The organism is Xanthobacter sediminis (genome assembly GCF_043195015.1).
Lineage (GTDB): Bacteria > Pseudomonadota > Alphaproteobacteria > Rhizobiales > Xanthobacteraceae > Xanthobacter.
In genome coordinates this window covers 447965-470149 of sequence record NZ_JBAFWH010000001.1, presented here as the reverse complement: position 1 = coordinate 470149, position 22185 = coordinate 447965, and the positions used below count along the sequence as shown (strand labels likewise).

Genomic DNA, 22185 nt, shown 5'->3' with positions numbered 1-22185 from the left:
GGAGATGTCCATGTTACAGGATCCGGTCATCGAGCCGTCGGCCTTGGCCTTTCTCGGCGCCTTCCATCTCCTCGACGTCCGTTCCCCGGACGCGTTCGAAAAGGGCCATGCGCCGGGCGCCATCCGCGTGCCCATCGCGGCGTGGGAGGCGGCGGCCCGTGTCGCCGAGACCTCCCTCGATACGTCCACCTATTGGGAGGACGCCATCCGTGGGCTCGGTCTCGATCCGGCGGTTCCGGTGGTGGTGAGCGATGACGGCCGGATGACGGACTCGGCCCGCGTCTGGTTTATCCTGCAATATTTCGGGGTGAAGGCCCTGGTCCTGAACGGCGGCGGGCCAACCCTCTCCGGGTATCCGGATCGCCTCGCCGGCATTCGCCCGGCGGTCCCCACCGCGGCGTTCCGGGCCCATCCCGGCACTGGACCGGTCGGACTCGTCAACCGCACCGAATTGAAGGGCAACCTGAGCAAGGTCCACATCCTCGACGCCCGGACCTCGGCGGAATTCAGCGGCGAGGACCTGCGCCAGAACACAAGAGGCGGGCATCTGCCCGGTACCCGGCTTCTGCCGCATGCCGACCTCCTCGGTTCGGGCCGCCTGAAGCCGGCTGCCGACCTGCACGCGCTGCTGTCCGCTGCCGGGTTCGGCCCCGGCGACCACATCGTCACCCATTGCGATGGCGGCGGGCGCGCGGCCCTTGCGGCTCTCGCCGCCTTGCGGGCGGGCTATGACGACGTCCAAGTCTACTATTTGAGCTTTGCCGACTGGGCGAAGGACGAGAGTTGCCCGATCGTGCGGGACGAACAAGGACCCGCCTGATGGTGGTTCAGGGAAAACCAATGCGCGCACAGGTGACCTCGTCGGCGCGCACATTGATCCTGCTCAAGGCGGTCCTTTCATGCGGACCTACGATGAGGCATAGTTCGCCGGTGAGGCGATGGGGTATATGATTAGGCTTAGATCCGCAGCGGGGTGGGTGAAAGTGCTGCCAGCGATCCTGGTGGCAATGGCCATGCTGTTCGGACCCATCGCCAGCGCCTATTCCGCGCCATGCCACGACGACGGGGACCCGGCATACGCCGCTGCGGCGGATCATCCGCATCAGGTCGCCTCGCCCGATCCCGCGGATCATCATCCGGACGAGCCGACCCAAACCGCTGACCACGGAAAATGCTGCAGCGTCTCCTGCAGCGTCTATGTGCCCGTGGCAAACGGCGTGGACCTCCACGTTCTGGATCTGGTCTTTGTGCGACAGCCCTTTGATCTCGACAACCAGGCCGGGGACGGCTTGGCGGTCTTGCCCGGCCTCGATCCCCCTCGTTTCCAGAGCTGATAGCGGTCTCAACGCATTCCAGGCGTGAGGCGGACGTGCGAAGCGGCACCCGTTGAGGGTTCCGACGCGTCGACGCGCCGGAAGATGCCCCGACATCAGCGTCGGCCTTGTGCCGATGGGGAAACGAGGACCTTTCCATGTACGGTCGCGACACGCTTGCCGAGCCTATGGCCGGCACGGCTGCGCCTGGGCAATCCGGACTGACTGGCACCGGAGCCCGGCAGCAAACCCGCAATGCCCAGGGGGGCGCCTTCTCCAGCGATCCCGGAACGTTCGCTCGCAATTTCCTGTCCTATGGCAGAGACGCGGCCGAGCGCTGGATCCTGTTCTGGGACACGCTGCGCCAGCGGGCTGACAACATGCTGGCGCACGAGCGCGCAGGAAAGCCGCCGCTGCTCGACTTCGACTACGAGGTCGTGCTCGATGCCCGCCGGTTCGAGCATCCGACAAACTATGCGCTCCTGCGCGTGACCCGCGTCGGGGACGAATGTTTGGAAGACTGCCTGGACGCGGCCAAGCCACCCGTGGTGATCCTCGATCCGCGCGCCGGCCACGGCCCCGGGATCGGGGGCTTCAGGCAGGACTCCGAGATCGGCGTCGCCCTGCACCAGGGGCACCCGGTCTATTTCGTCACCTTCTATCCCGAGCCTGCCGCGGGGCAGACGCTCGCCGACGTGCTCCATGCGCTGCGGCAGTTCGTAAAGGAGGTGTCCCATCGGCATTCCGGCGCCGCGCCTGTGCTCTATGGGAATTGCCAGGCCGGCTGGGCGGTGACGCTGCTCGCCGCGGACTGCGCGGGGCTGGCCGGACCCACCGTGCTGAACGGAACCCCTCTGTCCTACTGGGCCGGCGAGACCGGCATCAACCCCATGCGCATCGCCGCCGGTTTCGAGGGCGGGGCATGGCTGACGCATCTCCTCTCCGACCTCGGGGACGGACGCTTCGACGGCGCCTTCCTGGTGCAGAACTTCGAGGGACTGAAGCCAGAGGCCGTGTGGGAGAAGTATGCGAACCTCTATGCCCATATGGATACCGAGCGCGAGCGGTTCCTTGCCTTCGAGCGCTGGTGGGGCGGCTATTACTTCCTGAGCCGCGAAGAGATCCTCGCCATCGTGGAGAATTTCTTCGTCGGTAACAAGTTGGAGCAGGGTCGTGTCCAGATCTGCGAAGGGTGCCATGCGGACCTCAGGCGCATCCGCAATCCACTCGTGATCTTCGCCTCCTATGGCGACAACATCACGCCGCCCCATCAGGCGCTTGGCTGGATACCGGCCGTGTACAAGGATACGGACGACCTGAAGGCGGCGGGCCAGCGCATCGTCTATCTCATCAACCGCCACGTGGGTCACCTCGGCATCTTCGTTTCCGCCAAGGTTGCGCGGCTGGAACATCGGGCCATCCTCGAGAGCCTGCCGCGGATCGAGACGCTCCCGCCCGGCCTCTACGAGATGAAGATCGACAATCCGTCCGGCGATCCCGATTGCCGTGAGGGCGGCTATCAGGTCCGCTTCGAGGCGCGCGAGGTGTCGGACATCCGCTTCCCCCGGCAGGACCCTGCCTTCGAGCGCGTGCGCGACCTGTCGGAACGCAACGAAGCCTTCTACCGCACGTTCGTCAGCCCCTGGGTCCGGGCGCTGACGACGCCCTGGTCCGCGGCGGCGCTTGAGACGCTGCACCCCATGCGCACCAGCCGCCTCCTCCTGTCCGAAGGCTTTATGCCCTGGATGCGCGGCGTCCGATGGCTGGCGGAGCACGTCGACGCGGACCGGCATCCGGTTGCTCCGGACAATCCCTTCAAGGTCGAGGAGGAGCGGGTCGTCTTGCGTGTCGCCGAGGGGATCGAGCAGGGACGGCGCCTGCGGGACGCCCTGTGGGAGCGCGCCTTCGACAGCATCTATGGCGGCGTGGGTAGTACCCGCCCCGTCGCGCCGGAACACCAGGGCACGATCGATGAAGCACAGCCGCAAGACACACGGACCAGTTTGGATTTCCAGGCGGCCGGCCTCAGCCGCGCCGCAGTGACAGGAGGGAACTGACCATGACGACGTTTCGCAATCTGATGCTCGCCGGCGCGCTGTTGCTCGCCACGCCAGGCTTCGCCGAGGACGCGCACCACCCGCCGGAGGCCCAGCCTGCCGCGCCCCAGGCACCCGCGCCGGCGCCGCAGCCGTCTCAGGCCACGCCGACGCCCGGCGGCCCCCAAGGCATGATGGGGCCGGGCATGATGGGGATGATGGGCGGTGGAAACGCAGGGGCCGGCATGGGGATGATGGGCGGAGCCGCCGCGGGCGCCATGGGGATGGGCCAGATGATGGATCCAGGCCGCGTCGCAGGGCGCATCGCCTTCCTGAAGGCCGAACTGAAGATCACCGACGCCCAGCAGCCCCTGTGGAACGCATTCACGGAGGCGCTCAAGACCAACCGCGCCATGATGGGGGACATGCAGGAGATGATGATGGCTGCGCAGGGCGCCGCCGCCCCAACCCTCATCCAGCGGATTGAGGGCCACGAGCGCATGCTCGCCGCTCGCCTCGAAGCGGTGCGCCGCCTCAAGGCCGCGCTCGGGCCGCTCTACGCGTCGTTCGACGAAGCGCAGAAGCGCACAGCGGACCAGCTCATGATGCCGGGCGGAATGGGGCCCATGTAAGCGCGATGTGAGCGTCGCGCCGCGTAGGCGGGTCGGCGATCGCGGCCGGCCCGCCCGGATCAAGTGGAGGAGGACCAAATGTCCTGGCATGACGACACCGGCCATATGCCGCGGCCCGGCAACGACACCGGCACGCGCGCCCCGCACCGAAGCTTCTGGCGCTCGCCCGGCGGCATCGTCGCCATCGGCTTCCTTCTCGCGGCGGCCTTTCTTTTGTTCTCGGAGCACCGCGCCCATGTGCTGGGATATCTACCCTTCCTCCTGCTGCTCGCCTGCCCGCTGATGCACATGTTCATGCATCACGGTCACGGCCATCATGCGGGACACCAGCCAGGCGAACGGCAGCCGGGCCCCGATGGGGGCAACCGATGACCGAGACCCCCGCTTATGGCCTGTGGGGCCTCGTGATCATCAACTCGGTGGTCTTTATCCTGTTTGCGGCAAGCTTCACCCGGCTGCAGACACCGCGGGACTGGCGCACGCTCGGGGCGTTCTCGGCCTTCATCCTTGCCCTGTTCACCGAGATGTACGGCTTTCCGCTGACCATCTATCTCCTGTCGGGATGGCTTGGCCGGCAGTTTCCCGGTGTCGATTTCTGGTCCCATGACGCCGGCCATCTGCTGGAGACCTTGTTCGGATGGCGCGTGAACCCCCATTTCGGGCCGTTCCACATCCTCAGCAATATTCTGATCTTCGGCGGCTTCTGGCTGCTCGTGGCGAGCTGGAACGTGCTTTATGCGGCCCAGCGCGATCATCGCCTCGCGACCGAAGGTCCCTATTCCCGCGTGCGGCATCCCCAGTACGCCGCCTTCGTCGTCATCATGTTCGGCTTCCTGCTGCAGTGGCCGACATTGGTCACGCTCGCCATGTTCCCCATTCTCGTCTGGGTCTATGCGCGGCTCGCACGGCAGGAAGAAGCCGCCGCCCGCGCCGAGTTCGGGCCGGCGTGGGATGATTATGCCAGCCGCGTCCCCGCCTTTTTCCCCCGTATCGGAATTTCATCCGCGACAGCGCCTCGCTCCGGAGATGGCCTTCATGATTGAGCACGACACGCACGCCGGCCACCATCACCATGACCATGCAGCTCACCCGCCCGAAGGAGCCGGGACCGCACCCGCGGAGACGGTCAAGGACCCCGTCTGCGGGATGACGGTGAACCCGGCCACCGCCGGCTTCCGGTCGGAGCACCGGGGCAAGAGCTATTTCTTCTGCTCGGCGAAGTGCCACGACACGTTCGACGCGAACCCTTCAGCCTATGCGGCCGGTACGGCGGAGACGCCGACCGCAGCGAAGGGCCAGCCGACAGGCGTGATCTACACCTGCCCCATGCACCCGCAGATCCGCCAGGTGGGGCCGGGCAACTGCCCCATCTGCGGCATGACGCTGGAGCCCGAGGTGGCGACAGCCGAGAGCGGCCCGAGCGCCGAGCTCGTGGACATGACCCGGCGCTTCTGGGTCGGCCTTGCGCTGGCGCTGCCGGTGCTCGCGCTGGAGATGGGCGGGCACCTCACCAACCTGCACATGCTGCTCGGCGCACAGGCTGCCAACTGGATCCAGCTCACGCTGGCGACGCCGGTGGTGCTGTGGGCCGGCTGGCCGTTCTTCGTCCGGGCGTGGCAGTCGCTGGTGACGCGGCATCTCAACATGTTCACCCTGATCGCCATGGGCACGGGCGTCGCGTGGCTCTACAGCGTCATCGCGACCGCCGCGCCGCAGATCTTCCCCTCGACCTTCCGTGCGGCCGACGGCTCGGTGGCCATCTATTTCGAGGCGGCCGCCGTCATCACGGTGCTGGTGCTGCTGGGACAGGTGCTGGAGCTACGCGCCCGGGAGCAGACCGGCGGGGCCATCCGCGCCCTGCTCGACCTCGCCCCCAAGACCGCGCGACGCATACGCGACGACGGCACGGACGAGGACGTGGCGCTGGAACAGGTCGTGGTGGGGGACCGCCTGAGGGTCCGCCCCGGCGAGAAGGTGCCGGTGGACGGCGAATTGGTCGAGGGGCGCTCCTCGATCGACGAGTCCATGATCACCGGCGAGTCCATGCCGGTCACCAAGGACGTCGGCGCGAGGGTCATCGGCGGCACGCTCAACCAGAGCGGCGGCTTCGTCATGCGCGCCGGCAAGGTGGGACGGGACACCATGCTGGCGCAGATCGTCCACATGGTGGCGGAGGCGCAACGCTCGCGGGCGCCGATCCAGCGCCTCGCCGACGAGGTCTCCGGCTGGTTCGTGCCGGTGGTGATCGCCATCGCGCTCCTCGCCTTCGCGGCGTGGGGCATCGTCGGACCGGAGCCGCGCCTCGCGCACGGCCTCATTGCCGCGGTGGCGGTGCTCATCATCGCCTGTCCGTGCGCGCTCGGGCTGGCGACGCCCATGTCCATCATGGTGGGGGTGGGCCGGGGCGCCTCCATGGGCGTGCTGATCAAGAACGCCGAGGCGCTGGAGCGGTTCGAGAAGGTGGACACGCTGGTGGTCGACAAGACCGGCACCCTCACCGAAGGCAAGCCGAAGGTGGTCGCGCTGAAGACGGCCGGCGCCCTGGAGGAGGACACGCTCCTGCGGCTCGCGGCGACGCTCGAGCGGGCGAGCGAGCACCCGCTCGCGGCGGCCATCGTGGCCGCGGCGGAGGAGCGCGGCCTGCCTCTCGGCGAGGCCCAGGATTTCGACAGTCCCGTGGGCAAGGGCGTGACCGGGAGCGTGGACGGCCGCAAACTCGTCATCGGCAGCCATCGCATCATGGGCGAGGCGGGCGTGGACCTTTCGGCGCTTTCAGCCGAGGCCGAGGCGCTGCGCGGGGAGGGCGCCACCGTCATCTTCGTCGCCGTCGACGGGCGCGTCGGCGGCCTCATCGCCATCGCCGACCCGGTCAAGGCGACGACGCCCGCCGCCTTGGCGGCGCTCAGGGCAGCGGGGGTCCGCGTCGTCATGCTCACCGGCGACAATCGGACGACGGCCGAGGCGGTGGCCCGGCGCCTGGGCATCGACGAGGTGGAAGCGGAGGTGCTGCCGGAGAACAAGGCGCAGGTGGTGACGCGGCTGCGCCAGGAAGGTCGCATCGTCGCCATGGCCGGCGACGGCGTGAACGATGCGCCCGCCCTCGCTGCCGCGGACGTGGGCGTCGCCATGGGGACCGGCACGGACGTCGCCATCGAGAGCGCCGGCGTGACACTGCTGAAGGGTGATCTCCAGGGCATCGCCCGCGCCCGGCAGCTGAGCCACGCCACCATGAGCAACATCCGCCAGAACCTGTTCTTCGCCTTCATCTACAATGCGGCGGGCGTGCCCATCGCCGCCGGCGTGCTCTACCCGTGGCTCGGGCTCCTGCTCTCACCCATCATCGCGGCTGCGGCCATGGCGCTGTCCTCCGTCAGCGTCATCGTTAATGCCCTGCGCCTGCGGCGCACGCCGCTGGGCTGACGCGTCCTCATTCGTGGATTGCAGAGACGGCTCCGGCTCCAGGGAGGGAACCATGATGAATCTCGACGGCATGATGGGCTCCGGCATGTGGGGGATGTGGCTGTTCGGCCTCCTGATCCTGGTGCTGGTCGTCCTCGGGATCGCGGCGCTCATCAAGTATCTCGGTCGATGAGACCGCGTCCCTCCGGTCGGACGCCGTGGGCATGCGTTTCGCGACGATGATCGGCGGGACCGCTTCAGGACTTCCGGCTGAGATCGAAGGTGATCACGAGCGCGGATGCGAGGAGGGCGAAGACGGCTCCGGCGATGAACGTCGTCCGGGCGCCGCTGACGTCCCACAGGAGACCGGCGGCGAGGCTCGCTGCCAGCGTCGCGAGGCCGGTGGCGAGATTGAACAGGCCGAAGGCTGATCCGCGCAGCGTCGCCGGGGCGTTCTGGGCCACGAGCTTGGCGAGGAGGCCCTGGGTGAGCGCCATGTGCACGCCCCACAGGCCGATGCCGAGGAATGCTCCCCACAGGCCCGGGACGAAGGCGAGGGTGAGGTCGGCCGCCACCAGCACGGCAAGGCCGCTGAGCAAAAGCCGCTCCGGCGGAGCCTGATCCGACCAGGCGCCGGCAGGATAGGCGCCGAGGGAATAGACGACATTCATCGCGACGAGCACGAACGGAGCGAACGCCAGCGGCAGTCCCTCGTCGTGGGCCTTCAGGACGAGGAAGGCCTCGCTGAAGCGCGCGAGCGTGAAGACGACACCGATGGCCACAACGACAAGGAAGGGACGTTCGAGGCGCCTGAGATCCGCGATCCGCACCGGTGGAGGTCGGCCTGTTCCAACCGTGCCCACGGACCGATCCTCGACGCCGAGGACGACGCAGAGCACGGCAAGAGAGCCGGGAACGAGAGCGACCCAGAAGACCGCCCGCATGTCGTCGGCGAACAGCGCCATCAGCGCGACGGCAAGCAGCGGCCCGACGAAGGCGCCCACCGTGTCGAGGGCCTGGCGCAAGCCGTAGGCGCGTCCGCGGATCCCAAGCGGGGTGACGTCGGCCACGAGCGCATCGCGGGGCGCACCCCGGATGCCCTTGCCGATGCGGTCGGCGAAGCGCGCGGCGAACACCATCGCCGGAGCGCCGGCCAGGGCAAAGAACGGCTTGGATGCGGCGCCGAGCCCGTAACCGAGCAGGATCAGCGGCTTGCGCCGACCGAAGCGGTCCGACAAATAGCCCGAGAAGACCTTCGCGATCTGCGCCGTGGATTCCCCGACGCCCTCGATCAGGCCCACCATGGCGACGCTCGCACCGAGCGTGCCGGTGAGAAAGAGCGGCAGCAGCGCGTGAATCATCTCGGACGAGATGTCCATGAACATGCTGACCAAGCCGAGGGCCCAGACGGTCCTCGGGATGGGGGGGCGCGGACCTGCAGCCTCCGGGCGGCTTTCCGGCAGGGCCCCGTCCGCGTCGTGCATCACGCCACCTTCACCACGGCCATCATTCCCCCGGCCATATGATAGAGGTGGTGGCAGTGCAGGAACCAGTCCCCTTTCGGCCCGGCGTCGAAGGCGATGGTCACCGGCGCGTGCGGCGGCACCATCACCGTGTCGCGCAGCGCGCCGGAGAAGCGGCGTCCACCGAGGCCCACCACCTGGAAATGGTGGCCGTGCAGGTGCATGGGATGCCCCATGCTGGTGGGGTTCATGAAGGTCATCTCCACCCGCTCGCCTTGCGTCACGGTGAAGGGTTCGGCCTCGCCGGAGACGCGGCCGTTGATAGTCCAGCGATAGCCCGGCTCCTCGCCCAGCATGACCGGAAAGACCCTGTCGGCCTTGCGCACAGCGAGCGGCTTCGTCGCCGCGAGGCGCCCCTCGAAGGTCAGGTCGAGGAGGCCCGCTGGCGCTTCCGCCGCCTCGGCGATACGGACAACAGAGGCGCCAGGCGTCGCCAGCACGAGGCCGGTGCGGCGGGTCGAGGCCTCCACCTGCGCCAGCACCGGGAAGGCGCCCCCGCTCGCCGGAACCTCCACCAAAAGGTCGATGCGCTGGCCCTGGGCGAGGGGAAAGGCCTCCGCCTCCACCGGGGCGCAAGGCGTGCCGTCGACGGCGATGCAGCGGGGCTTCAGGCCGGGCACGGTGATGAAGAAGGCCGTGGCCGTGCCGCCATTGATGATGCGCAGCCGCACCCGGCCGCCTTTCTCCACTTGCACCACTTCCGGGTCGGCCAGCGTGCGGCGGTTGGCGAGGAAGGCGTCGTAGGCGACGTCATTGGCGTGCGCCATGGGCATGCCGCCGCCCGGAGCGCCGGTTCCGGCCGCGCCCATGCTGTAGCCGGCGCTGCCCATCGCGCTGCCCGGCATGGCTCCGCCCACCGGAGCCATGCCGTTCATGGCGTGGCCCGCATGGTTCATGCCCGGCATCGCCATTCCCTGCATCGGCGCGCCCTGCGTTTCCATACCCTGCATCTGCTGGCCCATGGCGTGGCCACCTTGAGCACCCGCGCCGCCGAGCCCGGCGAGGATCTCCTCCGGGCTGCGGAAGGAGAAGTCGTGCAACATCACCACCACGTCCTGCACGTCCCCGGCATCCGCCTCGCGGGTGACGAGAGGTGCCGCGAGCAATTGCTGCTCGCTCAAGGTGTGGGAGTGCATCCAGTGGGTGCCGGGGGTGAGGCGAAAATCCACCTGGTCCATTCCGCCGACGGCCAGCTCACCCCCGTTCGGGCGGGCGCGATCCTGGTCCGGCGGGATAAAGATCTGGCCGTGCCAGTGCAGCACCGCCGGGCTCTGCGAGGCGTTGAGCACCGCGCCGGTGAGCCGGTCGCCTTCTTTCGCGAACACGCCTTCGCCGGAAGGGCCCTTCACGGCGAAGACCTTCGCCGCCTTGCCGTTCACGTCGAGGCTGAGGCTTTCTACCGTGAGCAGCGGGGCGGCAAGGGCCTGCTGCCAGCCGCCGGAGAAGGCGAGCGCGCCGAGTGCCGCGCCACCGGCCAGAACGGTGCGGCGGGAGGGAGCAGGTTCAAACATGGGTCGGGTCATGATCGGCCTCTTTGGCTCGTCGCCGGACAGACGAGGCGAAGCGAAGGGGTTTCGGGTGGTGTTCAATATTTGGCCTGCGCGGAGGCGCCGTCGGGCGCGGAGATCTGGACCACGCCCTTCACGCCCCTGGGGATGGCAACCGCCGCCGTCCCGGCGAGCCGGTTGCCGCCGGCGGGCGAGAGGGGAAAGCGCTGGGCCTTGCCATCTACTATCATTATGGCACTGGCCTTGAAGCCCTCGGCCGCCACCGGCTTGTCGGCGCCATCGCTCAGATAGAGCGAGATGGCGGGCGTGCCGTCGGCCACCAGCTCCGCGTGGTAATGGCCGGCATCCACCCGCACTCCGCCGTTCGCCCCCACGCCGGGCTCGTGGGCGAAGGCAGGCAAGGCGACCAGCGGGAGACTGAGGACAGCCATCAGAAAGTGGCGAGAGATCATGACAGGCTCCGATCAGAAGGCGTCCGCGCGAGCAGCGGCAATGGAGGGGGGCGTCTCCCGCGCCGCCGTCACCAGCCGCTCCAGAGGGCGGCGGCCGTAGGCGAGGACGAGGACGGGGGTGAGGACGGCATCGAGCAGCGTGGCGCTGACGAGGCCGCCGAAAATGGTGATGGCGACGGGGTGGAGGATCTCCTTGCCCGGCACCTCGGCCCCGCTCATGAGCGGCAGCAAAGCGATGCCGGCGGACGCGGCGGTCATCAGCACCGGCGTCAGCCGCTCCAGGCTGCCGCGCGTCACCAGCGCGGGGCCGAACGGCATGCCCTCCGAGATGGCGAGGTTGATGATGTGGCTGATCTTGAGGATGCCGTTGCGCGCGGCGATGCCGGTGAGCGTCACGAAGCCGATCATGCTGGCCACCGACAGGGGCTGCCCGGCGATCCGGAGCGCCACCACCGCGCCGATGAGCGCCAGCGGCACGCTGCCCATGATGACGAGCGCGAACAAAGCCGAGCGGTAGCGGCTGTAGAGGATGGCGAAGACGAGCAGCAGCGACACCGCGGAGAGCGCGCCGATGGTGCGCATGGACTCCTCCTGCGCCGCGAAGGTGCCCTCGAGGCTTGCCGAGACCCCCGCCGGCAGCGCCACCGCCGTGATCGCCCGGCGCATGTCGGCCACCACCGCTGCCACGTCGCGCCCGCCGGAGGTGTTGGCGAGAACGACGATGCGCCGGCGCCCGCCTTCGCGCAGGATCTGGTTCGGCCCGTCCGTCTCCTTCACCTCGGCGACCTGCGAGAGCGGCACCCAGCCGGAGGGCGTCTCGATCAGCAGGGCCGAAAGCCCCTCCGTGTTGCGGGCCGCATCCGACAGGCGGACCAGCACGTCGAAGCGCCGCGTGCCGTCCACGAGGCGGGAGACCACGCGGCCGTTGGAGAGCCGCTCCAGGGCGTCCGTTACCTGCGCGGGCTGGAGGCCGTTGAGGGAGGCGCGGCCATAGTCCACGCGCACGGTGACCTCCGGCACGCGCACCTGCCGCTCCACCTGCAGGTCGACGAGGCCGGGAATGTCGGCGAGGCGGCGGCGCAGGTCCTCCGCCGTGGTGCGCAGGGTGTCGAGGTCATCGCCGAACAGCTTCAGGGCGATCTCGGCGCGTACGCCCGAGAGCATGTGATCGAGCCGATGGGAGATGGGCTGGCCCACATTGAACGCGGCCGGCAGGACGGACAGGCGGTCGCGGATGTCGGCGGTGATCTCGGCCCGGCTGCGGGGGGAGGGGGCAAGGTCCACCTCGATCTCGGAGGCGTGGACGCCCTCGGCATGCTCGTCGAGCTCGGCCCGGCCGGTGCGGCGGCCCACGGCCTTCACCTCCGGCACCTCCAGGATGAGCTGTTCGGCCACAAGGCCCATGCGGTGACTCTCGGCGAGGGAGAGCCCCGGCCTGAACGACATGGAGATGGTGAGCGAGCCCTCGTTGAAGGGCGGCAGGAAGGCGCGTGGCAGGCTGGCGGCGGAGGCAAGGGCGGCAAGAAAGAGCACGGCGACCGCTGCCAATACCAGACGTTGATGGCGGAAGGCGGAGGCGAGCAGCGCCGCGTATCCGCCCTTGAGGCCGCGCACCAGGGCGCCGTCGCGCTCCACATGCCGGCTGAGGGCCGGCAGCAGGTAATAAGCCAGCACCGGCGTCAGCGTGATGGAGGTAGCAAGGCTCGCCAGGATGGAAACGATATAGGCCTGCCCCAGCGGCGCGAACAGCCGCCCCTCAATGCCCGGCAGCGCGAACAAAGGCACGAACACCAGCACGATGATGAGGGTGGCGTAGACGATGCCGGAGCGCACCTCCCGGCTCGCCGCCACCACCACGTCGAACACCGGCCTCGGCACTGCCGCGGCGGCGTTCTCGCGCAGGCGGCGGAAGATGTTCTCGACGTCCACCACCGCATCGTCCACCAGCTCGCCGATGGCGATGGCGATGCCGCCCAGAGTCATGGTGTTGATGGAGAGGCCGAAGGCGTGGAACACGATGGCCGTGGTGAGGATCGACACCGGGATGGCGGTAAGCGAGATGAGCGTGGTGCGCCAGTTCAGCAGGAAGAGGAACAGCACCACGGCCACTACCGCCATGGCCTCCATCAGCACCTTCTCCACGTTGCCGATGGAGGCGGCGATGAAGTCCGCCTGCCGGAAAACCGGGGGTGAGATGTGGATGCCGTCGGGCAGCGTGCGGTTGAGGTCTGCCACCGCCTCTTCCACCGCGCGGGTGAGGGCGAGGGTGTCCACCTCCGGCTGCTTCTCCACCGAGACGATCACGGCGGGCCGACCCATGTAGCCGGCGTCGCCCCGCTTGAGGCGGGCCGCGTAGTCCACCTGAGCAATCTGGTGCAGGAAGATGGTGCCCCCGGTGGCGCGCGGCAGCACGAGCCCCTTCAGGTCGTCGAGGCTGAGGGTGCGGCCGATGTTGCGGATGAGGAACTCGCGCCCGCCATGGTCGGTGAAGCCGCCACCGGAATTGGTGCCGAACTGGGCGAGCGCCTTTTCCAGCGCATCGAGCGTGATGCCGTAGGCGCGCATGGCGGCAAGGTCTGGGGAGACGCGGAACTGCCGCACCTCCCCGCCCATGGGGATGACCTGCGCGATGCCGGGGATGGCGAGCAGCCGCGGGCGGATGACGAAGTCCGCCGCCTCCCGCACCGCCATGGGGGAGGCCGTGTCGCTCGTCACGCCGAACATCAGGATCTGCCCCATGATGGAGCTGATGGGGCCCATCTGCGGGGAGACGTTCGCCGGCAGCCGGTCCCGCACGAGGGCGAGGCGCTCGGCGATCTGCTGGCGATCACGGAAGATGTCGGTGCCGAAGTCGAACTCCACGTAGATCACGGAGAGGCCGACGCCCGACACCGAGCGCAGGCGGATGAGACCGGGCAGGCCGTTCATCGCCGTCTCCAGCGGGAAGGTGACGAGTTGCTCCACCTCGGCAGGGGCGAGGCCCTCCGCCTCGGTCATGATGGTGACGGTGGGCCGGTTGAGGTCCGGCAGCACGTCCACCGGCAGGCGGGTGACCGCGTAGGCGCCGTAGAGCACCAGCACGAGGGCGAGCGCCAGCACCAGCAGGCGGTTGCGCAGGGACTGGGTGACGAGGAAGGTGAACATCGGCCGGCCTCAGCGGATCTGCTCGATGAGCTCGGCGCCCTCGGTGACCACGCGGCGACCGGGCGGCAAGCCGGCCACCACCAGCACGCGGCCGGCATCGAGCGGCTCCGTCTTCACTTCGCGCGCCATGAAGCGCTCGGCGGTGACATGTTCATAGACGATGGTCTGGCCGTTCGCCCCGCGCACCACCGCCGTGCGTGGGATGGCAATGCCCGTGCGCGGGGCGCCGGCCTCCGCGAGCACCGTGAGAAACTGGCCGGCGCGTAGCTGCTCGGCACCCGCGGTTACGGAAAACTGGAGCGGAAGGGCCTGACTGCGGTCGGACATTCCGGCGCCGAGGAAGGTGAGCGTGACGGAACGGCCGTCGGGCAGCCGCCCGGAAGCCCCCGACCGGCCGACATCCGGCGAGAAACCCAGCGCCTCCACCCACAGCCGGTCGGGATCGATGATGCGGAACACCACCGTGTTCGGGTCCGCCATCTGCCCGGCCATCGCATCGGAGGTGGCGATGACGCCGGCAACGGGCGCCCGCAGCGCCTCGGGTTCGCGCTGCACCCGCTCCAGATTGGCGCGGCGGGTCTGGAGACCCTTCAGTTCGATCTCCGTCTCCTCCACCTCGCGGCGGGTGACGGCGTTCTGGATAGCGGAGAGGCGCTCGTAGCGGCGCTTCACGATGGCGATCTGCTGGTCGAGCTCGTAGCCCTGCTGTTCCAGGTCCTTCAGGTCCGAGGCGCCGATGGGCGGGTGCACGAAAGCCAGGATCTCGCCGGCCGCGACCTTCGTGCCGAGCGGCTTGAAGCCGCCCTGTGGCGGCGCCAGCCGCCCGCCCACCGCCGTCTGCACAAGCCCGCTGGCATTGGCATCCGGCACCACGCGTCCGGGCAATTCCACGACGCCGACGTGGCTGGCTGACGCGGTGACGATGGTGCGCACGCCGAGGATGCGCTGGCTCGGCTTCGGCAGGATCACCGAGCCGTCGGGCAGGCGCTGGGCGGCATCGCGGACGGGAGGCTTCGGCGTGTCCGCGGCTCGTGCGCCCTGCGGTGCTCCGGCGAGCGCGACGCCGAGTGTTCCGAGGACGAGGAGGGCGGCCGCCCGCCGCCGGGACATGACGAGCGCCCCGGCCAGAAAGCCGATGAGAAGACCCGCCAGAGCGCCCACCGGCAGGCCGCCGAACTGCGCCAGCGCCGCCGGCGCTGGCGTCTGCGTGTCGGATGATGCTGCTGCGGCGGGAACGGTCAAAGTACCGGCGAGCACGTCTACCGTATCGCCTGCCGTGATGGTGAAGGCGAGGTCGTGCGCGCCCGGCCTCGCGGCGAACGGCGCCGGCACCACATAGGTGCCGGGCGCCACGGGTTTCGCGGCCTGCGAGCCTTCGGGCGTGTCCATTTCGATGGTCGCGCCGTCCACCGGCGCATTGTCTGCGAAGCGGTCGAGGTGGAGGGTGAGCGTGCCGTCGCGCAGCACCGCCACCAGCTCGAAATCGGCGGAAGCCGCCTCGGCGCGGGGGGCGAGGGTCGTTACCTGGGGCGTGGCGGGCGCACCGTGGTCATGGCCCTCGTGCGCCCACGCGCCCGTCGCCAGCACGAGGCCGGCGAGCCCGAGGCCGACGAGAAGGCCGCACGGACCAAGGCTCCCCCTCCGCACCAAATGGCATGCCATGCTTCAACCCGTCCGTTGGTAAATCCGGTACGGGAGCCAGATAGCGCACGGGGTGTCACGCCGCGTATCGCTTCTGTATCAGTTTGTTTCAGCCTGGAGCTTAGGCAGGCGCACCGTGGCGACGAGCCCTCCACCGACGCCGTTGACGAGGCTCAAGGCGCCGCCATGGGCCTCAGCCACCGCGCGGGCGATGGGAAGGCCAAGCCCCACCCCGCCGGTGGAGCGGCTGCGGGAGGATTCGAGCCGGACGAAGGGTTCGAGCACGGCGGTCAGCTGCGCCTCCGGAATGCCGGGGCCCTCGTCCCGCACCGTCAGCACGGCCTCGCCCCCCTCCTCCGCGAGCACGACATGCGCGGCGCCACCATAAAGAAGCGCGTTCTCCAGCAGGTTTGACACCATCCGCTTCAGGCTGACCAGGCGTCCCGCCACCACGAGGCGCGGCGGGGCGGAAAGATCGGCGGCGAGGCCCCGGTCGCGGGCATTGTCCACCAGCGTCTCCACCAGCGCCACGAGGTCGAGCGGGCGCACGGCCTCTTCGCTGGCCTCGCCGCGCAGGTAGGACAGGGTGGCGTCCACCATCTGCTCCATCTCCGCCACATCCGCCGTCATGGCCTCGCGCAGGATGGGGTCGCCCACGTCCTCCATGCGGAAGCGCAGGCGCGTCATGGGCGTGCGCAGATCGTGGGAGACGGCGGCGAGGGCCCGGGTGCGCCGCTCCATCAGATCGGCGATGCGGGCCTGCATGCCGTTGAAGGCGTGGGCCAGCTCCCGCACCTCCTTGGGGCCACTCTCCGGAAGCCGCACGAGAGGGGCCGCCGGAGGCAAGGTCGCCACCGTCCGCGCCATGGCCCGGAGCGGCCGCGTCAGCCAGGCGGCGATGGCGAGGGACAACAGCAGCACGCCCGACGCCATGAGGGTCGTGGACAGCACCGATCCGTGCGCCCCGGCCGCCTGCGGGACGGAGGCGAACAGGCGGGCGTTCAGCCAGCTGCCGTCCGGCAGGCGAACGGCGACAAGGCTGAGGTGCGGGTCGGTGCCCGCGCCCACCAGCACATCCTGCGGCCGCAGGTCGGGCGCCAGCGTGCGCACGTCGTCTGCGAGGCGCTGCCATCGCTCCGCGGCACGGGCGCCGGGAGCGGCCATGGCCTCCCGGCTCCAGTGGGCGTCGATGGCGCCGCCGGACAAGTCATGGGCCACGTCCTCCCGCTTCTCCGCCGCCGCCGCCATGAGCGAACGGCGCAGCGCGACGATCTGGTCGGCGAGGCGGATGGCGTGGGCCGCGTGGCGCTCACGCTCCATGGCGTGCTCGTAGGTCCACAGGCTCAGCACGTGAACCACGACGATGCCCAGCACGGCCACCACGGCGGTGCGCACGGCGAGGCTGTCCGAGGCTCGGATCAGGGCGCGGATCACGAGCGCTCCACCTCCGGTGCGAAGAAATAGCCGGCGCCGCGCACGGTCTTCACCATCTCCGGTCCGCCGTGGGACTCCAGCTTCTTGCGCAGCCGGCTGACCTGGATGTCGATGGCGCGGTCGAAGCCCGTGGCGGTGCGGTTCTTGGCGGCGTCCATCAGCTGGTCGCGCGTCAGCACCCTTTGTGGATGTTCGAGGAAGGTCAGGAGCAGGTCATATTCCCCGGTGGAGAGGTCCACCACCACGGTTTCGGGATTGGTCAGCTCGCGCCGGCGGGTGTCGAGCATCCAGCCGGAAAAGGCGAGCAGGGTGCCCCCGGAAGCCGTGGCGCCGCCCGGAGGCCGCATGCGTCGCAGCACCGCGTGGATGCGGGCGAGCAGCTCGCGCGGATTGAACGGCTTCGCCAGATAGTCGTCCGCGCCGAGTTCCAGGCCCACGATCCGGTCCACGTCGCTGCCGCGCGCGGTGAGCATGATGATGGGCACGTCCGAGGTGCGGCGGATGTCCCGGCACAGGTCCAGCCCGCTCACGCCCGGCAGCATGATGTCGAGGATGACGAGATCCACCGGCCCGGCCTTCATCGCCTCCCGCATCTCGCGGGCATCCTGGGCCGCGGTGACCTTGTGCCCGTGCTCGCGCAGGAACTTGCCGGCGAGGCGCCGGATCTCGGCATCGTCGTCGACGATCAGGATATGGCCTTCGGGGGACACGGGGTGACGGACTCCTGAGAGGCACTCCGCGGGGCGGAACCGCGGCTCCACGGACAGGCCCTTTTATCCCAGCCCGCGTGCTTCGCGATACGCCGATGCCCGGTCAAGCCCGGCGGCTCGGAGCCTGCTCGCCGATGGCCGCCGATGGGGCGTGGTCCCGCGAAAGACCATGCCAGCCGAGCCAGCCGGTATAAAGACCGACCATCAGGATCAGCGCGGCGGAGGCATAGGGCGCGCGCCGGGCGAGCGCGCTGAAGCCCGACCAGCGTTGCGAGACGTGCCGGACGCTGAGCGCGGCGAGCACGCCGGCGGACACCAGCGTGAGCGCCAGGCCGATGCTGAAGCACAGCACCAGCACGAAGCCGAGGCTGAACGCCTTCAGCTGCATGCAGATCAACAGAACGGTGATCGCCGCCGGGCACGGGATCAGCCCGCCCGTCAGTCCGAAGACCACGATCTGCCAGGTCGTCACCGGGCGGCCGGCAAAGCGACTGCGGATATCGGCGGCGTGGGCGCGTGCGTGGGCGTCGTCCTCGTCGCCGAGAGTCATGTGGGCGTGGTCATGCTCCTCGAAGGCAAGGGCATGGACCTCCTCCCCTCCATCGGCGAGGCGCAGTCGCAGCTCCGCTGAAAAGGCATGGGGCTCGGGAATGTCTTGCGCGCTTTCGAGGAATGCGCCCCGGTTCACGAACGGGAAGACCTGACGGCCGCCCCCGGGCCTCAGCGTTTCGAGAACGACGCGTCCTGCGTCGGGAAGCGCACGCCCGGCAAGGCTGGAGATGCGCCAGCGCGGCGGCACGCCGTCCTCGAAGATGCCGAGCGCCAGTTCCCCCTCCGCGGTCGGGACGAGACGGGTCTCGTCCTCATGGTGGTGGTGATGCGCGTCGCTTTGCTCGTGCCACGTCCGCCAGGCCATCCAGGTGGCGATGGCGATGATGGCCACGGCCGAAGCCAGCTGAAAATAAGTTTCGCTCGCCTCAGCACCCCATTGCTGCCCGAAATACAGGCCGCCGAGAGCAATGAGCCAGACCACCGCCGTGTGCGACGCCGTTGCGGCGAGGCCCAGCAGGACGGCCTGGGTGAGCGTGCCGCGGATGGCGATGATGAAGGCGGCCATCATCGTCTTGGAATGACCCGGCTCGAGCCCGTGCAGCGCACCGAGCAGCACGGCCGAGGGGATGAACAGCCAGGCGTGCGCGGCCCCCTGCTGGAGCAGGTCTGTAAACGCGGTCATGTTGCTCTCGGGTCACTTGAGATAGGTGCGGACAACCTCGATCAGGTCGGCGGCGCCTTTGGCACGCTCGGGGTCCGGCTCGGCGTCCGGGTTCACCACGTGATGGCGGATGTGATCCTCCATCAGCTCCGCCGTCAGTCCGTTGATGGCGCCGCGCATGGAGGCGACCAGCATGAGCACGTCGGTGCAGCCGAGCTCGGCCTCCAGCGCGCGCTCCACGGCTTCGGCCTGCCCCTTGATCCGGCGAATGCGGGCGAGAAGCTTGGTCTTGTGCTTGATCGTATGGGCCATCACGGATTTATAATATAGGGGGGTACCGTATGTAAACCACTCCCCTTCGTCTGCCGGACCATTCTGGGCCTATGTCGAGGCCGGGAGCCCGGTGACCCTCGATCGATGTGGGGACTTGAACGGGGCTAACAGCTTGGCGCCGTGGGCCCGACCTGTCATCCGCTGACGCAACATCGGATGACGATGCCGGTCCCTCGGACGGTGTCGTCAAGTGTTTCTGCCAAGGGAATGTCCCGTTTCCCGAATTTGCGACCCGAGAGCGGGCCTAACATTCCAGACATTGCCCACATTTGGCCACAGCCGAGAATGTTCATTCGACCAAGATCGAGAGATTCTTGAGCGTAGATTGCAGCCCGGCGTTGTGGTCTTCCTGCTGTACCCCTTCCGGAACATTTTCGCAGGTGATAGTCACCCTGGCTCCTCCGGGAACGGGCGAAAGGCTCCACTTCATCTTCATCTCGCCCGCGAAGGCCGGATCGTTTGATTGGAGCCTGACAAGATGGACGATCTGCTCGTCCGGAGCCAACTCCAGGAAACACCCTTCGACGACATCAGTGTCTTCCGAGGTCTTACCGTGGGTAGATCGATCTCCTTTGGCATAGGTCAGCGCCATCCCGTAGGCTCCGCCCTGGCGCGGTTCGAATTTGTAGATGTGTCCCGTCATTCCCTCGGGCGGGAGCCACTTCACCCATGCCTCCGGGTCTAGGAATGCTCGGTAGAGGGACTGCGGCGACGCGGCAATCACCCGCGTCGCCGAGTCAGTCCTTTGTCCTCCCGATACGCCTTTCATGAATCGGAATCCTTCGGCACCCCGTCCCCCACCGTGGACGGCTACAGCGATTTGGCCTGAATTCAACTGCGCTGCCGACGTCGGCTCACACCCATACCAGAAATCAAAACGCGACATCCGAAAGGCGCGTCTTTTCAGAGCGCGGTGGCGACCATGGGCATGACGAAGCCCCACTCGGGAGTGGGGGACCTCGTGAAGTGTCCGGCCCAGACCCAATCCATTCGAGGACGCAGGTGGGTGGCCAGCACGGAAATCAACAGGCGCACGACAGGCGAGACCCAGCTCCGAGTTGACAAGCGCGGCGCGTTTTCCCGCCAACATTTCTTCCCTATCAGCCGAGAAGATGCGCCAGCCAATAGGCTGCACCTGCCGCGAGACCGCCAACCAACAAAGTCTGCACGGCGGACCTGAAGGGGTTTACCCCCGTGAAGCGGCCTTTGATTGCACCGAAAATCGCCAGCGCGATCCCCGTAGTGAGCACGGACATCTTCAAGGCATCAGGGATGTTCGATACGGCGATATAAGGCGCAAGCGGGATGAACCCGCCAACGAGATAAGCGATCGCGATGGTCGCAGCGCTCAGCGGAGCGCGTTTCGGATCCGGCTGTTCAAGGCCGAGCTCGAAGCGCATCATGAAATCCGTCCAGCGCCGGGGATTGGCGCTGATCGCGTCAACCACGTTCGTCAGAGCGGCGCCCTCAAGGCCGTAGGTTTCAAATATCTGCCTCACCTCGTTTACCTCGAAATCGCGCTTATGCTCGATTTCCCAAGTTTCACGCGCTTCCTCCGACTTGAAATGCTCAATGTCCGTATGCGCGGCGAGATAACCGCCAAGCCCCATCGCGATGGCGCCGGCGGCGATCTCGGCAAGGCCCGCAGTCACGATCACTCCGGTGTCACTGACGGCGGCAGACAAACCAGCGGCCAGGGCAAAAGGAACCGTCAGGCCGTCCGACATGCCGATGACGACGTCGCGGACGATCTCCGAGCCGCTAAAATGTTTTTCGATATGCGGAGTGGTCGGCATTGATAAGGGTCCTTTTTGACGGTTATCGAGAAAGCCCATCCGATGGATGAGGCTTGACGTATTGGAACCTTCGACGGAGGTCGTGCCACTCGGCCAATCGCGGCTGCAATCTGGCAAACGAAGCTGACGGAAGACTGACGCAGCCCGTTTAGAATCGGCCATCAAGCGGCTTTTCGGCGATGAGGTGTCGCAGGATTGTGCGCACAGTCCGTCGGCCCCGCCGGCACACTGCATCTTCATGCATGCGGAGGCTTGGAGCGGCGGCTCAAGGCTGTTCGGAAGAAACTGACGGCGACGGCCTGGTCTCGCGCTCTTGGCGCAGCCGATACGAGACGGCGCCGTAGGTGGCGACGCAATAGGGGACCAGGAACGTCAAGCCTATCTTGGTCCAGTTGACCGAGCCGCCGCCCACGGCGGCATCGCCCTGGTTGATGAGATTGAGGATGGTGCCGACGACCACCGCCACCAGGAAGGAGCGGCGCGGAATGCCGGACTGCGTTGCATAGGAAAGGAAACGCCGGATCATGCTGGTGCCGGATTTCTCGCCGCGCGAGCTGATGGGACACGTCACCCCGATAGCATTTGCATCAGGATTGCCGGCGCAATCCGGACCCTCGCACATCGTCGCCGTCGCATCAGTCGTCGTCTTCATCGCCGTGCTTCCGCCGGATCTGTTCCAGGCTGGCGGGGTCGTACTTCGCCTTCAGGCTGTCGCCGCGCACGTTGGTCGCCCTGACCTTGTAGCAGCCGTCGTCGGAGCGGATCGAGAGCACGGTCCACCCCTCGCCCTCCAGCTTCTTCTGGAGCGCGTCGCGTGGCTGCCAGTCGGCCAGCGGCACGTTGCAAGCCCTATCGGCCGCCGCCGGTCCCGCGCCGAGGCACGCGGCGAAGACCAAAATCGCGGCAACCCGCGTGCGTCTCACCAAAGATCCTCCGACGTGTGCAGCCCGCGAAATAGAAAGCACGCCCAACTGACGCCCACCTGAACGCTCATGCAAATTATCGGGCCCCATCGGCTCGTCTCGCGCGCTAAATTGGCACGGAACACGCC

At 68.2% G+C, this 22185-nt stretch carries 20 protein-coding genes; 7 read left to right on the top strand and 13 right to left on the bottom strand.

The features are described 5' to 3' along the window. Positions 1-43: 43 nt before the first annotated feature. The 7 genes from V5F61_RS01940 to V5F61_RS01910 all read left to right on the top strand — a co-directional run bounded on the left by V5F61_RS01940 (position 44) and on the right by V5F61_RS01910 (position 7401). Complete coding sequence (locus V5F61_RS01940) at positions 44-820, top strand: sulfurtransferase (protein ID WP_238121392.1); 777 nt, start codon at positions 44-46, stop codon at positions 818-820. A 163-nt stretch (positions 821-983) separates the two neighbouring features. Continuing rightward, positions 984-1334, top strand: a complete 351-nt coding sequence (locus tag V5F61_RS01935) for a hypothetical protein (RefSeq protein ID WP_393989981.1) — start codon at positions 984-986, stop codon at positions 1332-1334. A gap of 137 nt (positions 1335-1471) precedes the next feature. Continuing rightward, complete coding sequence (locus V5F61_RS01930) at positions 1472-3370, top strand: DUF3141 domain-containing protein (RefSeq protein WP_110372442.1); 1899 nt, start codon at positions 1472-1474, stop codon at positions 3368-3370. Between the two features lie 2 nt (positions 3371-3372). Then, positions 3373-3981: a Spy/CpxP family protein refolding chaperone gene (locus tag V5F61_RS01925; RefSeq protein WP_110372441.1), complete on the top strand. Its 609-nt coding sequence runs from the start codon at positions 3373-3375 to the stop codon at positions 3979-3981. A 78-nt stretch (positions 3982-4059) separates the two neighbouring features. Then, positions 4060-4353, top strand: coding sequence for a DUF2933 domain-containing protein (locus V5F61_RS01920; protein ID WP_110372440.1), 294 nt, complete (start codon positions 4060-4062; stop codon positions 4351-4353). Further along, positions 4350-5024, top strand: a complete 675-nt coding sequence (locus tag V5F61_RS01915) for a methyltransferase family protein (protein ID WP_110372439.1) — start codon at positions 4350-4352, stop codon at positions 5022-5024. The genes V5F61_RS01920 and V5F61_RS01915 overlap by 4 nt, the downstream gene beginning before the upstream one ends. Continuing rightward, the gene (locus V5F61_RS01910) at positions 5017-7401 is read left to right on the top strand and encodes a heavy metal translocating P-type ATPase (protein WP_110373178.1); all 2385 of its coding nucleotides are present in this window, start codon (positions 5017-5019) and stop codon (positions 7399-7401) included. Before V5F61_RS01915 ends, V5F61_RS01910 begins: the two co-directional genes overlap by 8 nt. Before the next feature lie 236 nt (positions 7402-7637). Here V5F61_RS01910 and V5F61_RS01905 read toward each other — a convergent pair whose 3' ends face one another. The 13 genes from V5F61_RS01905 to V5F61_RS01845 form a co-directional block, all read right to left on the bottom strand. Then, positions 7638-8765 carry an MFS transporter gene (locus V5F61_RS01905; RefSeq protein WP_238121394.1) on the bottom strand — a complete coding sequence of 376 codons (1128 nt, stop codon included), beginning with the start codon at positions 8763-8765 and terminating at the stop codon, positions 7638-7640. 98 nt (positions 8766-8863) lie between these two features. Beyond that, complete coding sequence (locus tag V5F61_RS01900) at positions 8864-10426, bottom strand: multicopper oxidase family protein (RefSeq protein WP_238121395.1); 1563 nt, start codon at positions 10424-10426, stop codon at positions 8864-8866. A 62-nt stretch (positions 10427-10488) separates the two neighbouring features. Beyond that, on the bottom strand, positions 10489-10863 hold the full coding sequence (locus V5F61_RS01895) for a hypothetical protein (protein WP_238121396.1): 375 nt from the start codon (positions 10861-10863) through the stop codon (positions 10489-10491). Between the two features lie 12 nt (positions 10864-10875). Continuing rightward, positions 10876-14007: an efflux RND transporter permease subunit gene (locus tag V5F61_RS01890; protein WP_110372436.1), complete on the bottom strand. Its 3132-nt coding sequence runs from the start codon at positions 14005-14007 to the stop codon at positions 10876-10878. 9 nt (positions 14008-14016) lie between these two features. After that, positions 14017-15669, bottom strand: a complete 1653-nt coding sequence (locus V5F61_RS01885; RefSeq protein ID WP_110372435.1) for an efflux RND transporter periplasmic adaptor subunit — start codon at positions 15667-15669, stop codon at positions 14017-14019. Between the two features lie 78 nt (positions 15670-15747). Further along, entirely contained in the window at positions 15748-17082 is a 1335-nt protein-coding gene (locus V5F61_RS01880) for an ATP-binding protein (RefSeq protein WP_110372434.1), read from the bottom strand. Beyond that, positions 17079-17792, bottom strand: coding sequence for a response regulator (locus V5F61_RS01875; protein ID WP_110372433.1), 714 nt, complete (start codon positions 17790-17792; stop codon positions 17079-17081). The genes V5F61_RS01880 and V5F61_RS01875 overlap by 4 nt, the downstream gene beginning before the upstream one ends. A gap of 103 nt (positions 17793-17895) precedes the next feature. After that, positions 17896-19026 (bottom strand): nickel/cobalt efflux transporter, encoded by a 1131-nt coding sequence (locus V5F61_RS01870; RefSeq protein ID WP_110372432.1) that lies wholly within the window; start codon positions 19024-19026, stop codon positions 17896-17898. A gap of 12 nt (positions 19027-19038) precedes the next feature. Then, positions 19039-19317, bottom strand: coding sequence for a metal/formaldehyde-sensitive transcriptional repressor (locus V5F61_RS01865; RefSeq protein WP_012115376.1), 279 nt, complete (start codon positions 19315-19317; stop codon positions 19039-19041). A 310-nt stretch (positions 19318-19627) separates the two neighbouring features. Then, entirely contained in the window at positions 19628-20107 is a 480-nt protein-coding gene (locus tag V5F61_RS01860; protein WP_110372431.1) for an SRPBCC family protein, read from the bottom strand. A gap of 331 nt (positions 20108-20438) precedes the next feature. Then, the gene (locus V5F61_RS01855; protein WP_110372430.1) at positions 20439-21134 is read right to left on the bottom strand and encodes a VIT1/CCC1 transporter family protein; all 696 of its coding nucleotides are present in this window, start codon (positions 21132-21134) and stop codon (positions 20439-20441) included. A 265-nt stretch (positions 21135-21399) separates the two neighbouring features. Next, the gene (gene nrtS, locus V5F61_RS01850) at positions 21400-21786 is read right to left on the bottom strand and encodes a nitrate/nitrite transporter NrtS (protein ID WP_238121397.1); all 387 of its coding nucleotides are present in this window, start codon (positions 21784-21786) and stop codon (positions 21400-21402) included. Further along, complete coding sequence (locus V5F61_RS01845; protein ID WP_238121398.1) at positions 21770-22057, bottom strand: PepSY domain-containing protein; 288 nt, start codon at positions 22055-22057, stop codon at positions 21770-21772. The genes nrtS and V5F61_RS01845 overlap by 17 nt, the downstream gene beginning before the upstream one ends. Between the last annotated feature and the right edge of the window lie 128 nt (positions 22058-22185).

Excerpts from the sequence above, each read along its gene's own strand:
- V5F61_RS01905 (WP_238121394.1), bottom strand. The coding sequence starts at position 8,765 with ATGTTCATGGACATCTCGTCCGAGATGATTCACGCGCTGCTGCCGCTC.
- V5F61_RS01910 (WP_110373178.1), top strand. The coding sequence starts at position 5,017 with ATGATTGAGCACGACACGCACGCCGGCCACCATCACCATGACCATGCA.
- V5F61_RS01900 (WP_238121395.1), bottom strand. The coding sequence starts at position 10,426 with ATGACCCGACCCATGTTTGAACCTGCTCCCTCCCGCCGCACCGTTCTG.
- V5F61_RS01895 (WP_238121396.1), bottom strand. The coding sequence starts at position 10,863 with ATGATCTCTCGCCACTTTCTGATGGCTGTCCTCAGTCTCCCGCTGGTC.
- nrtS (WP_238121397.1), bottom strand. The coding sequence starts at position 21,786 with ATGAAGACGACGACTGATGCGACGGCGACGATGTGCGAGGGTCCGGAT.
- V5F61_RS01885 (WP_110372435.1), bottom strand. The coding sequence starts at position 15,669 with ATGGCATGCCATTTGGTGCGGAGGGGGAGCCTTGGTCCGTGCGGCCTT.
- V5F61_RS01925 (WP_110372441.1), top strand. The coding sequence starts at position 3,373 with ATGACGACGTTTCGCAATCTGATGCTCGCCGGCGCGCTGTTGCTCGCC.
- V5F61_RS01855 (WP_110372430.1), bottom strand. The coding sequence starts at position 21,134 with ATGCCGACCACTCCGCATATCGAAAAACATTTTAGCGGCTCGGAGATC.
- V5F61_RS01930 (WP_110372442.1), top strand. The coding sequence starts at position 1,472 with ATGTACGGTCGCGACACGCTTGCCGAGCCTATGGCCGGCACGGCTGCG.
- V5F61_RS01920 (WP_110372440.1), top strand. The coding sequence starts at position 4,060 with ATGTCCTGGCATGACGACACCGGCCATATGCCGCGGCCCGGCAACGAC.
- V5F61_RS01915 (WP_110372439.1), top strand. The coding sequence starts at position 4,350 with ATGACCGAGACCCCCGCTTATGGCCTGTGGGGCCTCGTGATCATCAAC.
- V5F61_RS01870 (WP_110372432.1), bottom strand. The coding sequence starts at position 19,026 with ATGACCGCGTTTACAGACCTGCTCCAGCAGGGGGCCGCGCACGCCTGG.
- V5F61_RS01890 (WP_110372436.1), bottom strand. The coding sequence starts at position 14,007 with ATGTTCACCTTCCTCGTCACCCAGTCCCTGCGCAACCGCCTGCTGGTG.
- V5F61_RS01865 (WP_012115376.1), bottom strand. The coding sequence starts at position 19,317 with ATGGCCCATACGATCAAGCACAAGACCAAGCTTCTCGCCCGCATTCGC.
- V5F61_RS01860 (WP_110372431.1), bottom strand. The coding sequence starts at position 20,107 with ATGAAAGGCGTATCGGGAGGACAAAGGACTGACTCGGCGACGCGGGTG.